Annotated in this window: 13 protein-coding genes; 3 read left to right on the top strand and 10 right to left on the bottom strand. The window is 70.8% G+C overall.

The features are described 5' to 3' along the window. Positions 1–105: 105 nt before the first annotated feature. Together ACUZ2Y_RS22625 and ACUZ2Y_RS22620 are read left to right on the top strand one after the other, a co-directional pair. On the top strand, positions 106–786 hold the full coding sequence (locus ACUZ2Y_RS22625; RefSeq protein WP_476322003.1) for a DUF4328 domain-containing protein: 681 nt from the start codon (positions 106–108) through the stop codon (positions 784–786). After that, a complete protein-coding gene (locus ACUZ2Y_RS22620) occupies positions 783–1,472 on the top strand; it encodes a DUF4328 domain-containing protein (RefSeq protein WP_476322001.1) in 690 nt (229 codons plus the stop codon). Before ACUZ2Y_RS22625 ends, ACUZ2Y_RS22620 begins: the two co-directional genes overlap by 4 nt. On the opposite strand, the gene ACUZ2Y_RS22615 is transcribed toward ACUZ2Y_RS22620, so the two are convergent. The 3 genes from ACUZ2Y_RS22615 to ACUZ2Y_RS22605 form a co-directional block, all read right to left on the bottom strand. Continuing rightward, complete coding sequence (locus ACUZ2Y_RS22615) at positions 1,462–2,148, bottom strand: demethylmenaquinone methyltransferase (protein ID WP_476321999.1); 687 nt, start codon at positions 2,146–2,148, stop codon at positions 1,462–1,464. The genes ACUZ2Y_RS22620 and ACUZ2Y_RS22615 overlap by 11 nt on opposite strands. Before the next feature lie 22 nt (positions 2,149–2,170). Continuing rightward, complete coding sequence (locus ACUZ2Y_RS22610; protein WP_476321997.1) at positions 2,171–3,280, bottom strand: glycosyltransferase; 1,110 nt, start codon at positions 3,278–3,280, stop codon at positions 2,171–2,173. A gap of 118 nt (positions 3,281–3,398) precedes the next feature. Then, complete coding sequence (locus ACUZ2Y_RS22605) at positions 3,399–4,517, bottom strand: glycosyltransferase family 4 protein (protein ID WP_476321995.1); 1,119 nt, start codon at positions 4,515–4,517, stop codon at positions 3,399–3,401. Positions 4,518–4,693: 176 nt separating this feature from the next. On the opposite strand from ACUZ2Y_RS22605, the gene ACUZ2Y_RS22600 reads away from it, so the two are divergent. After that, on the top strand, positions 4,694–5,527 hold the full coding sequence (locus ACUZ2Y_RS22600) for an inositol monophosphatase family protein (protein WP_476321993.1): 834 nt from the start codon (positions 4,694–4,696) through the stop codon (positions 5,525–5,527). 122 nt (positions 5,528–5,649) lie between these two features. Here ACUZ2Y_RS22600 and paaE read toward each other — a convergent pair whose 3' ends face one another. From paaE to menD, 7 genes are all read right to left on the bottom strand, one after another. Next, positions 5,650–6,714, bottom strand: a complete 1,065-nt coding sequence (paaE, locus tag ACUZ2Y_RS22595) for a 1,2-phenylacetyl-CoA epoxidase subunit PaaE (protein WP_476332012.1) — start codon at positions 6,712–6,714, stop codon at positions 5,650–5,652. 12 nt (positions 6,715–6,726) lie between these two features. Beyond that, positions 6,727–7,218 carry a 1,2-phenylacetyl-CoA epoxidase subunit PaaD gene (gene paaD, locus ACUZ2Y_RS22590; RefSeq protein WP_476321991.1) on the bottom strand — a complete coding sequence of 164 codons (492 nt, stop codon included), beginning with the start codon at positions 7,216–7,218 and terminating at the stop codon, positions 6,727–6,729. Continuing rightward, on the bottom strand, positions 7,212–8,093 hold the full coding sequence (paaC, locus tag ACUZ2Y_RS22585) for a 1,2-phenylacetyl-CoA epoxidase subunit PaaC (protein ID WP_476321989.1): 882 nt from the start codon (positions 8,091–8,093) through the stop codon (positions 7,212–7,214). Before paaC ends, paaD begins: the two co-directional genes overlap by 7 nt. Further along, positions 8,090–8,383, bottom strand: a complete 294-nt coding sequence (gene paaB / locus ACUZ2Y_RS22580) for a 1,2-phenylacetyl-CoA epoxidase subunit PaaB (RefSeq protein ID WP_476321987.1) — start codon at positions 8,381–8,383, stop codon at positions 8,090–8,092. Before paaB ends, paaC begins: the two co-directional genes overlap by 4 nt. Then, on the bottom strand, positions 8,380–9,303 hold the full coding sequence (gene paaA / locus ACUZ2Y_RS22575; RefSeq protein ID WP_476321985.1) for a 1,2-phenylacetyl-CoA epoxidase subunit PaaA: 924 nt from the start codon (positions 9,301–9,303) through the stop codon (positions 8,380–8,382). Before paaA ends, paaB begins: the two co-directional genes overlap by 4 nt. Before the next feature lie 43 nt (positions 9,304–9,346). Next, positions 9,347–10,381, bottom strand: coding sequence for a DUF3592 domain-containing protein (locus ACUZ2Y_RS22570; RefSeq protein WP_476321983.1), 1,035 nt, complete (start codon positions 10,379–10,381; stop codon positions 9,347–9,349). Positions 10,382–10,453: 72 nt separating this feature from the next. Continuing rightward, positions 10,454–12,139 carry a 2-succinyl-5-enolpyruvyl-6-hydroxy-3-cyclohexene-1-carboxylic-acid synthase gene (gene menD / locus ACUZ2Y_RS22565; protein WP_476321981.1) on the bottom strand — a complete coding sequence of 562 codons (1,686 nt, stop codon included), beginning with the start codon at positions 12,137–12,139 and terminating at the stop codon, positions 10,454–10,456. Between the last annotated feature and the right edge of the window lie 156 nt (positions 12,140–12,295).

The raw sequence follows: 12,295 nt of genomic DNA, 5'->3' as shown, positions 1-12,295 counted from the left end.
AGGTGTGAAACAGTTCGCCCGCCGTGGCCGATATCTCGCGGTTCGTCGACAAAGACTCCTGGGGGAGCTGTGACCGCACCATCCATAGACCCGTACCTCTACCGAATGTTGCGACCCGTCGCCGGGCTCGGTGTCGTCTCCACCGTCCTCATCGCGATCACCACCGCGCTCGGCGTCGTGGGGGCGTGGTCCACTTGGAACGCGTACTTCCTGGTCGAGCGGTACTTCGACGATGACCTGACGGTCGGCGTGCCCGACCTCCTCGCGGCGAAAGAGGTCCTCATCGGGGTCTCGTGGAGCCGGATCGGCGCGCTCGTCGTCACGGCCGTGGTGTTCGCCTTCTGGCTCTATCGAGCGCGACTGAACTCCGAGACCATCTGCGAAGTGACGCACCGACGCTCCCGCGGCTGGGTCGTGGGCTCGTGGGTCTGCCCGATCGTCAACCTTTGGTTCCCGTACCAGGTGGTCAGCGACATCTGGAAGGCCAGCAACCCGGACACGCCGCGGCAGCTCGAGACGCTCCGGGCCGAGCAGATGATATCGCCGCGGTTCGTCTCGGGCAGTGGGCAGTTGGGGCTCTGGTGGGGCTGCTGGGTGGCCAGTTTCGTGATCGAACGGATCGCGGCGGTGGTCGTCTACGAGGAGGACAACCAGACGATGGGCATGTTCGGGGTCTCGGCGATCGCCGAGACCCTGGTGACGGTGTTGATCGCGGTGTCCGGAGTGCTCATCATCATGGCCATGCGCCAGATCACGCGCTGGCAGTCGCCGCAGGGGCTGTCATGACCGCGCCGCGCCGCTATCTCTCGGTCCGACCGGTGGGGCGCCGCGGTCTCGTGGCGTCGGTGCTGATCACAGCCTCGGTGGTGTTGGCGATCGCGTCGGCGGTGGCGAACTGGAACGCCTATTTCGCCGTCGTGGATTACAAGCGGCGGGACGCGACGTTCGAGGACGCGCTCGCCGCGCGTGATCTGACGATCGAGTACGGCGCGACCTACTTCTTCGTGTTGGCCGCCGCCGCTATCGCGTTCCTGTTGTGGCTCTATCGCGCCCGCGCGAACGCCGACCTGCTGTGCGACGCGCCGCACCGGCACTCGCGGCCGTGGGTCGGCGGGTCGTGGTTCTGCCCGGTGGTGAACCTGTGGTTCCCGTACCAGGTCATGTCCGACGTGTGGAAGGCCAGCAAGCCGGACGTGCCGTGGCGGCTGGAGTCGCTCAAGCAGGTGCCGGGCAGCGCTCTGCTGCGGGTGTGGTGGGCGTGCTGGGTCGGCAGCTTCGTGATCGGCCGGGTGTCGGCGCTGGTCAATGACCAGCAGACGTCGCCGACGCTGGAGAAGTACTACACGCTGGCGGTCGTCAAGTCGGTGAGCGCGGGCCTGATGATCGCGGCGGGCGCGTTGATCATCGTGGTGATCGTCCGGATCAGCCGCTGGCAGGAGCGGCCCCGAGACTTGGCTGTGGCTACGGCTTGACGGCCCGGTGCAGGGCGACGACGCCGAACGTCAGGTTCAGCCACTCGACCTCGCCCCAGCCCGCTTCGGCGATCATCTCCGCGACCGCGCGCTGGTCGGGCCAGTCGCGCATCGACTCGGCGAGGTAGGCGTAGGCCTCGGAGTTCGACGAGAACGGGCGCGTCGCCAGCGGCAGGCCGCGCAGCACGGTGTTGTGGTAGAGCCAGCGCAGGATCTTGGCGGGCGGCTGGGAGACCTCGCAGATCACCAGTCGGCCGCCGGGCCTGGTCACCCGGGCCATCTCGCGCAGGGCGGCGACAGTGTCGTTCATGTTCCGCAGCCCGAAGGACACCGTCACGGCGTCGAAGGCGTCGTCGGTGAACGGCAGGTGGAAGGCGTCCGCGGCGACCTTGGGGACCGCCCGGGACCTGCCGCCGCGCAGCATCTCCTGGGAGAAGTCGGCGGCCACGCACCAGGCGCCGGTGCGGGCGTGCTCGATGGTCGAGACCGCGGTGCCCGCGGCCAGGTCGAGCACCTTCTCCCCCGGTCCCGCGTCCAGCACGCGGCGGGTCTGTTCGCGCCATCGCCGATCGAAGCCGAGGGTCATCACCGAGTTGGTGCGGTCATAACCTTTAGCGACCCCGTCGAACATCTCGGCGATGTCGTGCGGATCTTTGTCCAAACCGGCGCGAGCCATGGCCGAACTGTACGAGAAGGTGTCAGTTCAGGCTCAGCGCGGTCAGCATTCCGCGCACCGACGTGGGCCAGTCGAACTGTTCGGCCCGCGCCCGCGCGGCGGCCCGGCGATCCGACTCCGGTACGGAGAGCAAACCCTCGACCGCGCCCGCGAAAGCGGGGGCGTGGTCTGAGACCGCGGCGCCGCATTCCGGTCGCACCAGCTCACCGAGCGCGGACGACTCGGACACGACCACAGGGGTCCCCGACGCGAGGGCTTCCAACGCGGCCAGGCCGAACGTCTCGTGCGGTCCGGGGGCGAGCGAGACGTCGGCGGTGGCCAGGAGCGCGGCGACGTCGGCACGGTCGGAGACAAAGCCCAGGAAGGTGACCGGCAGGCCGCTCGCGCGCCTGCGCAAAGCCGACATCCGAGGGCCGTCGCCGGCGACGACGAGCCGCACCCGGTGGCCCGAGCCGTGCAGTTCGGCGAGGGCGTCGACGCTGCGTTCGACGTGCTTCTCCGGGGAGAGCCTGCCGCAGTGCACGAGCAGCGCGTCGGCGCCCGCGGCCAGGGTCGCGCGGAGAGCACCGTCGTGGCGGGTGGGGGCGAACGTCATGAGGTCCACGCCGAGGGGGACCCGACGGACGTTGTCCGCGCCGATGCGGTCGAACTCCCCGCGCGCGAACTCGGTCGTGCAGACCACGGTGTCGTAGGAGGCGGCCATCCGCCGGTTCGCGGCGTCCGCGCAGCGCCGGGCGACCGGGCCGGGCAGGAGGAACTGCTCCAGCAGCCGGTCGAGCCGCTCGTGGGAGATGACCACGCTGGGGACGTCGTGGTCCGCGGCCCAGCGGCCCATGCCGCGCAGGGTGAGCCGGTCGGAGACCTCAAGGCGGTCCGGGCGCAGAGTCGGCAGGAGCGCCTTGACCCGCAGCGGGTCGACGGCCCGGTAGCCGCCGGTTCCGGGAATGGCGGGCGCGGGCAGGGTGATCCGCCGAACCCCGGACGGCAGCCGCTCGTCGTCGCGGCGGCGGCCGGGAACGACGAGGGTGACCTCGTGCCCGGCGGCCACGTACCCCGCGCCCAGATGGTGCAGCGCGGTCCGCAGACCGCCGGAGCGCGGCCCGTAGAAGTTCGCCAGCTGAACGATGCGCAAGCCCGCCTCCCCGGAATTTGTGTGTTGGTCCTGATAACGGGCGTTCAGGGGCACCGTGGTCAGGTGCCGTCGCGGTCCCCTTGGGCGGCGGTTGGAATAGCGCGGTGGGTTTGTCCACCTAGGCGGCCTTGGACCGGCGCCTTCCGATGGCGACGTCGTCGTAGTGGCCGACCAGTTCCTCGCACACCGCTGTCCAGGTGCGGCTCAACACGTCCGACCGGCCTGCCGCGCCCATCCTGCGGCGCAGCAGGGTGTCGGCGAGCCGCTCGACGGCCGCGCGCAGGTCGGGGCCGAAGCGGGCCGGGTCGAGGAGGAAGCCGGTGCGGCCGTGGTCGACCAGGTCGCGGGGGCCGCCCGCGTCCGGTGCGATCACCGGCAGCCCGGAGGCCATCGCCTCCTGGACCGCCTGGCAGAACGTCTCGTGCGGTCCGGTGTGCACGAAGACGTCGAGGCTGGCGTAGGCCAGGGCGAGTTCGTGGCCGCCGCGGAAGCCGAGGAACGCCGCGCCGGGCAGCCGTGCGCGCAGGTTGTCCAGGTCGGGCCCGTCGCCGACCACGACGACCCGCACGCCCGGCAGGTCGTTGAGCACCGCGAGGTGCTGGACCTGCTTCTCCGGCGCGAGCCTGCCGACGTAGCCGACGAGCAGCTCACCGTTGGGCGCGAGTTCCGCGCGCAGGGCCCGGTCGACGTGTTCGGGGGCGAAGCGCCTGGTGTCGACCCCTCGGCCCCACCGGTGGACACGCGGGATGCCGTGGCTGGTCAGGTCGCGGACCGACGCGGTGGACGGCGCCAGGGTCCGGTCGGAGTTGGCGTGGATGCGGCGGATCCACCGCCACGCCGCCCGCGAGCCGCGGCTGAGGCCGTACGCGGCGGCGAACCCGGCGACGTCGGTTTGGTAGACCGCCACGGTCGGCACGCCGAGTCGTCTGGCCGCCCAGAGTCCGCCCGCGCCGAGGACGAACGGCGAGGCGAGGTGGACGACGTCGGGGTCGAAGTCGGCCAGGTCGGTGAGGATCTTCGGCGTCGGGACGCCGATGGGCAGGGACGTGATGACGGGCAGGTCGACCGCGGGCACACGGCTCACACTCGCGTGCAGGTATCGGTCGGGCCCGGCACCGGGCGCGATGACCATCGCCTGGTGCCCGCGCTGATGGAGGTGTTCCACGATCCGCAGCACGGAGTTGCTGACCCCGTTGACCTGCGGCAGGAAGCTCTCGGTGACGATGGCGACGCGCACACCAGCAACGTCGCACCCGGCTATTGCCCGCGAGGGGTCAGCCGAATGACCGAGAGGCGAACTGCGCCGGAACACCCTGCGAGTCGGGTGGGCGCGGCCAAGCTTGGCCTGGTCATCCGCCCGTTGTCATCTCAGCGTCGCACCACGGACACCCGGCGTGGTCACTCTAGGTTGGCATGACGCTCTTGTCCTCTCGTCCCCGCAAGCCGGTCGAGCCCGGTCTGCTGTCCAGGGCCCTCGAGGTCGCTGGTCGCCTCGCCAACGACGCAACGGATGTCATCACCGCGACAGCCGGACGCGGGGCCAAGCCCGGGATCGAGGACTCACCCTTCGACTGGGTCACCGACACCGACCGCACCCTCGAACGCCACACCCGCCGCATCCTGACCGCCGAATTTCCGGGGATACCGGTGGTGGGCCAGGAATTCGGCGCGGACGTCGGCTCTGCGGACGCCGAGTTCCGCTGGGTGGTCGACCCCGTCGACGGCACCGCCAACTACGTCGCCGGGGTCCCCTGGTGCGCCTACAGCCTCGCGCTGGTAGATGCCGAGGGACCGGTCGTCGGGGTCGTCGCCGACCCCTTCCGCGGCCAGATCTACGCCGCCGCGCGTGGACGTGGAGCCAGAGCGAACGGCAGGCGAGTCTCGCTGACCGACCGAACCTCGACGGCTGGCGCGATCGTGTGCACGGAACTGACCCGCACCGGGCCGTGGCCCGGCATGGGTGGCTTCATCGAGCGGGCCGCGTCCGCCCGCGCCGGGGTGCGCGTGCTGGGTTCGGCGGCGCTGGCGATCGCCCAGGTCGCCCTCGGCCACGCGGCGGCGGCGGTCCTGCACAGCTACCACGAGTGGGACGTCGCTGGTTCGGTCGCGCTGGCCCTGGAATCGGGCGCGGCGGTGCTGGACCGGCACGGGGAGGACTTGGCGCTTCCGGTCGACGGCCTGCTGGTGGCGGCGCCTGGGGTTGCCGACCAGGTGCTCACCTGGTGGCAGGAGTCAGCCAACGCCTGAGACCCAACTTTTGGTTGAGTGCGACCCTCGTCGATCGACTGAGCAACCCTGAACTTGCGACGGATGTCCCGCGGCCACCACCCCGGCAAGGTGGAGACATGCCCGAAACATCCGCAGGTCCGCTAAGCGTCGAAGTCGACCGTCACCGAATCCGTCACCGGCAGGCCCTGGCAGGTGAGGACGAACCCGGCGTCGAGCTCGTGCTGTTCGAGGGCGTAGTTGCGACGCATCTCGACCTCGCCGACGACGACCTTCGCCCGGCACGTCCCACACACGCCGCCCTTGCAGGCGAACGGCAGGTCGGCGCGGACCCGCTGCGCGGCGTCGAGGATCGGCTCGTCGTACGGGAGCGCGAGGGTGGTCTCGCGGCCGTCGAGCAGGATCGTGACGGCGGACGTCGGGCCGTCGACCCGACGGTCCTCGGCACGCTTGGGCTCGGGCGGCGGTTCGTCCACATAGAACAGTTCGCGGTGGATCTTGGCGCTCGGCACGCCACGCTCGGTCAGGACGGCGTAGGCGTCCTGGACCAGGCCGAAGGGGCCGCAGAGCCACCAGTGGTCGATGTCCGTCGCGGGCACGACCTGGTCGCACAGCGCGGCGAACCGCCCGGCGTCGAGACGGCCGGAGAACAGCTCGACGTCGCCCGGCTCGCGGGACAGCACGTGCACGAGCTGCAACCTGGTGGGGTAGCGGTCTTTCAGGTCGGCGAGCTCCTCGGCGAACATGACCGTGTCGGAGCGGCGGTTGCCGTAGAGGAGGGTGACACGGTTGCCCGGCTCGGCCAGGACCGTGCCGACGATCGAGATGACCGGCGTGATGCCCGAGCCCGCGGCGACGAAGGCGTGGTGGCTCGGGGTGGTCAGGTCGGGGGTGAAATTTCCTTGCGGGGCAAGGACTTCGAGGGTGTCACCGGGTGCGAGGTCGTTGACCAGCTTGCTGGAGAACAGCCCGCCTTCGACGCGGCGCACACCGATGCGCGGGGCGTCGCCGACGGGGGCGCAGATCGAGTACGACCGGCGTTCCTCACGGCCTTCGACGTCCTGGCGCAGCGTGAGGTATTGGCCCGCGCGGAAGGCGAACTCGTCGGCCAGGCCCTCGGGCACGTCGAAGGTGACCGCGACGGCGTCGTCACAGAGCCGGTCCACGCGCTTGACGGGAAGCGAGTGGAAGGTCGACCGGCGGGTCATGGCGGCGGTCAACTAAATCTCCTTGATCTGTTCGAACGGTTCGCGGCAGTCCTCGCAGCGGCGCAGGGCTTTGCATGCGGTGGAGCCGAAGCGGGACAGTTCGGTGGTGCGCGCGGAGCCGCAGCGGGGGCAGCTCACGCGGCGCTTCGGTGGGTCCAGGGTGAGCGGGATCGGGCCCACGGCACGGGGTCCGATGCGCGAGGGCGGGGCGATGCCGTGCTCGGTGAGTTTGCGCAGGCCGTCGTCGCTGATCCAGTCGGTGGTCCACGCGGGGTGCAGGACGGTGCGGATCTCGACGTCGCGGTAGCCCGCCTCCGTCAGCTTCTCGCGCAGGTCCGACCGCATCTCGTCGAGCGCGGGGCAGCCGGAGTACGTCGGTGTGATCGTCACGACCACGCGGTCGCCGACCTCGCTGACCTCGCGCAGCACGCCGAGGTCGGCCAGGGTGAGCACCGGGAGCTCGGGGTCGAGCACCTGCTCGGCGACCTGACGCGCGCTCACCACACGCCTCCCGGCAGGGCCCGCGCGACCACCTGCATCTCGGCCAGCAGCGGCGCCATAGCCTCGGTGTGCACGCCGCCTCGGCCGCCTCCCGGGACCCCCTGGACGTCGGGACGCGTCAAGCCGGCGGCACCCAGGACGGTGTCGAGCACACTGTCCACTTCGGACTTGAGCCCGGCCGGGTCGACGGCGACGCCCGCTTCGGCCAGGCGGTGCTCGATGGGGTGCGCCGTGAAGAGTTCGTCGAGGTGCGGCCAGACCACGGCGAGACCGGCGATCATGCGCTCGCGGGAATAGTCGGTGCCGCCCGCGAGCCGCAGCACCCACTGGGCTGCGTGGTCACGGTGGTAGGTCAACTCCTTGACGCCCTTCGCGGCGACGGCGGCCAACACCGGGTCGGCTGAGCCGGTCAGCCGGTGCAGCAGGGGGAGACGCCACGCGGAGAAGACGAGCAGACGGGCGATCGTGGTGGCGAAGTCCCCGCCAGGGCCGGGGCCGCAGTCGATCTCGGCGAGGTGGACGTTGCGGAACTCGGCCGGGTCTCGCAGGTACGCCAGGGCGTCCTCGTCGGTCCCCTGGATCTCGCCCGCGCGGGAGAGCAGCATCCGGGCCTGACCGAGGAGGTCGAGCGCGATGTTGGCCAGCGCGACGTCCTCTTCCAACTCGGGCGCCTTGGCGCACCACTCGGCGAGCCGCTGGGCGTAGACCAGGGCGTCGTCGCCGAGCATGAGACAGTAGGCGGCGAGGTCGTCACGGTCCACAGTGGACGGGATGGCGCGGTCCACACCGGACAGAGCGTCGGTGAAGCCGGTGCCGAAGGCCCAATGCTTCTCTTCGTGACCCTCGACGAGGGATTCGTAAGCGTTGTCGAAGCTCATAGATGCGGCACATCCTCTGGGATGGCGTAGAACGTGGGGTGCCGGTAAACCTTGTCGCCCGCGGGGGCGAAGAACGGGTCCTTCTCATCCGGGCTGGACGCGGTGATGGCGTCGGCCTTGACGACCCAGATGCTGACACCCTCGTTGCGGCGCGTGTAGAGATCGCGCGCGTTGCGCAGCGCCATCTCGTCGTCGGGGGCGTGCAGGGAGCCGACATGCACATGGTTCAGCCCGCGCTTGCCGCGGACGAACACCTCGTAAAGAGGCCAAGACGACCTGGGCTCGCTCATGCTACCTGCTCCTTCTTAGCCGCGTAAGCAGCAGCCGCTTCCCGAACCCATGCGCCGTCCTCGTGTGCCTTGCGGCGGTTCTCGATCCGCTCGGCGTTGCACGGGCCGTCGCCCTTGACGACCTGCCAGAACTCATCCCAGTCGATCTCGCCGAAGTCGTGGTGGCCGCGCTCGGCGCTCCAGGCGATCTTCGGGTCCGGCAGGGTGACGCCGAGCTTCTCGGCCTGCGGCACGGACATGTCGACGAAGCGCTGGCGCAGCTCGTCGTTGGTGTGCCGCTTGATGCGCCAGACCATGGACTGCTCGGTGTTGGACGACTCGGCGTCCGGCGGCCCGAACATCATCAGGGACGGCCACCACCAGCGGTTGACGGCGTCCTGGACCATCGCCTTCTGGGCGTCGGTGCCGCGCATCATGGTCATGAGGAGTTCGTAGCCCTGGCGCTGATGGAAGGACTCTTCCTTGCAGACGCGGATCATGGCGCGGGCGTACGGGCCGTAGGAGGTGCGGCAGAGCGGCACCTGGTTGCAGATCGCGGCGCCGTCGACGAGCCAGCCGATGACGCCGACGTCGGCGAAGGTCAGCGTGGGGTAGTTGAAGATCGAGGAGTACTTCTGGCGGCCCTCGATGAGCTTGGTCGTGAGGTCCTCGCGGTCGACGCCGAGGGTCTCGGTGGCGGCGTAGAGGTAGAGGCCGTGACCTGCCTCGTCCTGCACCTTGGCCAGCAGGATCGCCTTGCGCCGCAGGCTGGGGGCGCGGCTGATCCAGTTGCCCTCGGGCTGCATGCCGATGATCTCGGAGTGCGCGTGCTGCGCGATCTGCCGGATCAGCGTCTTGCGATAGCCGTCCGGCATCCAGTCGCGCGGCTCGATCCGATGGTCGGCCGCGACGACGCGCTCGAATTCGCGTTCCAGGTCCACAAGGGTCGATGTTACACCTGAAAGCAAATTTTGAAGAGAGGTGTTACACCGCGAGCTTGCGACGGGCCCGCAGGGAGCGAAGGTGCAGCGGTCCCGGCTTGCGCAGCCACCACACCAGCCCCACGGTCACCGCCCAGACGGCGAAGAGGGTGGTGACGGCGGGCAGGAAGGTCAGGGTCGAACCCCGCCCGGCGACGCGGACCAGGTCAGGGTCGCGCAGGTCGTACTCGACCCGGACGACCTGACCCTCTTCGAGGGCTTCGGGGTAGAGGACCCCGACGTTGGGCACGTGCTCGGCGCCGTCGGGGGTCTGGAAGCGGATGAGGGTGCGGTGGGTGGTGACGTCGAGAACCTCGGCGTCGGCCCGGCCGGTGTGGTTCTCGATGGCGGAGTCCTCGGTGCGGGCGGCGATGACGAGGAGGACGGCGAGCAGCGTGGTGATGACGGCGACGAAGAGGATGGCGCAGGCGGCGGCCCGGCGGAGCTTGTAGGGCTGGGGCTTCACACCGTCACGGTGGGCTTCGGCGGGAGGGACGTCGGCGTAGTCGCGGTGCGGTTCGGCGGGGCCGGGCGTCTCGCCATCGCCCTGGCGCCCGACGGGGTGCGACTCGACGGGCTCAGACTCAGCCTGGCCACGATGGGTTTCGGCGGGATGGGATTTGGTGGCGCCATCACGGGCGGGGTGCGACTCGACGGCCGCACCATCAGTCCGCTCAGCCGGGTGCGACTCGACGGCAGCATCAGCCACGTCCGCCCGCTCGGTGATCTCGAACTTGACCTCGCTCGCCTCGGCGGCCGACCAGGTGTCGCTGATGTCCTGTGTCATCTCGGCGGCAGGCCGACGTGGGTCCGGTCGCACCACCTCGGCTTCGGCGGCGGACCAGGCGGCGGCGTCCGCGTGCGCCAGGTCGTCCGCATCGGCGGTCGTAAGCGGGTCGGCGGGGGCTTTGAGCTGGGGGTTCATCTGGTCCACGTGGGTGGGTCGGTGTGTGGTTTGGACGGGCAGGGGCATCGCCAGGTCCGGTCCGGTGCCGCCCAAGGCCCGGACGGGGGCTCCCCGCTCCTCCATCTTTGCCACCCCCCGAGCCTATCCGCACCGGATTTCGCTGGTCGTCGTTTCCCGCAGACGACGCGTCGTCGCTGGTGGGGGCTATGGGGTGTGGAGGCGGGCGATGGTTTCGCGGAGGTGGGCGTGCAGCGGGCGCAGAATGGCCCGGTCGGCGCGCACTTCGATCACGCGTAGGCCGGGGGCCGGGGTGAGCGCCTCGGCGAGGGCGGCCGGGGAATCTGCCACCGTATGCGGCACGTGATAACCCGCACAGAGGCTGCGCAGGTCGGCGCCGTGGGGGGTGCCGAAGACGCGTTCGAAGCCTGCCGCGTGTTCGTCGGCGCCCTGTTCGAGCAGGGAGAAGATGCCGCCGCCGTCGTCGTTGAGGACGACCACGGCCAGGTTGGGGCGTCGCTCTTCGGGGCCGAGGAGCAGGGCGTTGAGGTCGTGCAGGAACGTCAGGTCGCCGATGAGGGCGTAGACCGGGCCGCCGGTGCCGATGGCGGTGCCCGCTGCCGCGGAGACGTTGCCGTCGATGCCGGCGACGCCGCGGTTGGCGTGGATGGTGATGTCGGCGCGGTGGTCGGCGGCGATGTCGACGTCGCGGACCGGGTTTGAGGAGCCGAGGAACAGGGTCGCGCCCGCGGGGAGGGCGGCGACCACGTCGCGGGCGACGTGCAGGCCGGTGGGCCAGGGCTGGTCGTCGAGGACGGAGTCGACGGCCTTCACGGCGGCCTTCTCGGCGGCGCTCCAGCCCGCGAGCCAGGCGGGGTCGTGGTCGGTGACGTGGGTGAGGTCGTCGTCGTCTAGCCAGCCCCGGACGTGGGTGGCGACGTACTGCGGGTCTGTCCATTGTGGATGGTCGCCGATGCCGTAGACCGGCGCCCGGTCCATCAGGCCGCGCACTCCCCGGGACAGGGTGGGCCTGCCGACGACGATCACCGCGTCCGGTCGCAGGTGTTCGGGCAGTGCGCCGCTCCCGAGCAGCAGCGGACCGCGCCGCAGGACGTGGGCACCGCCGATGACCGCGGCTGCCGCACCCACGGGTTCGGCGACTACCGGCCAGCCTGCCTTCGCCGCCACGGCCGCCGCCGATGCGGCGCGGGCCGGGTCGCCGCTGCCGACGACCATGAGCGAACGGCCAGGCAAGGGGAAGTCGACGCGGTTGCCGGGGACTGTGCGGGCGGCCGACGAGGTGGTCCAGCGGGAGCCGTCGGGACGGCCGTCGAGGCTGTCGGGCCAGTCGGCGGCGCCGGTGGGGACGAGCGGCTCGCGGAAGGGGATGTTGAGCTGGACCGGACGCCCGGTCTCGGCGCGCGCGACGCCACGGCAGACCAGCCCGCGCCAGACCGGGTTGAGCCCCGCGCGCGCCTCGGCGACCGGGAAGTCGACGGCGACGGCGGAGCTGCCGAAGATGTTGCGCTGGTCGATGGTCTGGTTGGCGCCGGTGCCGTGCAGCTCGGGCGGGCGGTCGGCGGTGATCAGGAGCAGGCCGATGCCGGAGTGGTGGGCTTCGAGGACGGCCGGGTGGAGGTTGGCCACGGCGGTGCCGGAGGTGCAGACCACGGCGGCGGGGCGGCCGGTGGCCTTGCCGATGCCGAGGGCGAAGAAGGCGGCCGACCGCTCGTCGACGCGGACATGCAGGGTGAGCACCCCGGCCAGCGACGCCTTGTGGAGGGCGAAGGACAGGGCGGCGTTGCGGGAGCCGGGGCACAGGACGATGTGCCGCACGTCGTTGCGCACCAGCTCGTCGACGACGACGGTCGCCATCGCGGTGGACGGGTTCACTCGACTCCATTCCGATCGACCACGAGCCGACGGCCCGCGGTCCCTGACTTGCGACTCGCGACCCTGGAAACCAGGGAACCCGACCGAGGGTTCGCTGACCAGGGGCGAGGCTGTGCCGAGTGAGCCTCCGCGAATGTTGAACTCACTCGCCGGGAG

The organism is Actinokineospora sp. UV203, assembly GCF_056323665.1.
This window is presented reverse-complemented; position numbering and strand designations above follow the sequence as displayed.

Excerpts from the sequence above, each read along its gene's own strand:
- ACUZ2Y_RS22625 (WP_476322003.1), top strand. The coding sequence starts at position 106 with ATGTTGCGACCCGTCGCCGGGCTCGGTGTCGTCTCCACCGTCCTCATC.
- ACUZ2Y_RS22620 (WP_476322001.1), top strand. The coding sequence starts at position 783 with ATGACCGCGCCGCGCCGCTATCTCTCGGTCCGACCGGTGGGGCGCCGC.
- ACUZ2Y_RS22615 (WP_476321999.1), bottom strand. The coding sequence starts at position 2,148 with ATGGCTCGCGCCGGTTTGGACAAAGATCCGCACGACATCGCCGAGATG.
- ACUZ2Y_RS22600 (WP_476321993.1), top strand. The coding sequence starts at position 4,694 with ATGACGCTCTTGTCCTCTCGTCCCCGCAAGCCGGTCGAGCCCGGTCTG.
- paaE (WP_476332012.1), bottom strand. The coding sequence starts at position 6,714 with ATGACCCGCCGGTCGACCTTCCACTCGCTTCCCGTCAAGCGCGTGGAC.
- paaC (WP_476321989.1), bottom strand. The coding sequence starts at position 8,093 with ATGAGCTTCGACAACGCTTACGAATCCCTCGTCGAGGGTCACGAAGAG.
- paaB (WP_476321987.1), bottom strand. The coding sequence starts at position 8,383 with ATGAGCGAGCCCAGGTCGTCTTGGCCTCTTTACGAGGTGTTCGTCCGC.